We start from the raw sequence: 255 nt of genomic DNA, 5'->3' as shown, positions 1-255 counted from the left end.
CAATGGCAGACAGACGGCCTGCAGCTTGGAGGATACCACCGGAGAAGTTGGTGGATTCAATAGCGGATACGCCATTGACAACATTGGATGTCTGGGCCAGTGTCAGGTTGGTGTCGCCAGTGATGACCACTTTGCCTGCTGTACCTGTGTCCATTGGCAGGTTCAACGTGCCGATGTTGTTGGTGTTGCCTGTGCTGTTGATGGTCAGTGTTTCGTAACCTTGGTTAGCAACGCCTGCAGCGGATGTGCCGGAAA

The 255-nt window shown here is 53.7% G+C and carries 1 protein-coding gene; it reads right to left on the bottom strand.

The genetic code is table 11. The features are described from left to right. A partial coding sequence (locus H8L47_RS29350; protein WP_186957351.1) for a hypothetical protein occupies positions 1 to 255 on the bottom strand: 255 nt, incomplete at both ends.

Origin of the sequence: Undibacterium umbellatum, assembly GCF_014284125.1 — a bacterium.
Classification (GTDB): Bacteria; Pseudomonadota; Gammaproteobacteria; order Burkholderiales; family Burkholderiaceae_D; genus Undibacterium; species Undibacterium umbellatum.
The sequence above is the reverse complement of the archived record's forward strand: the minus strand, read 5'-3'. Positions and strand labels throughout refer to the sequence as shown.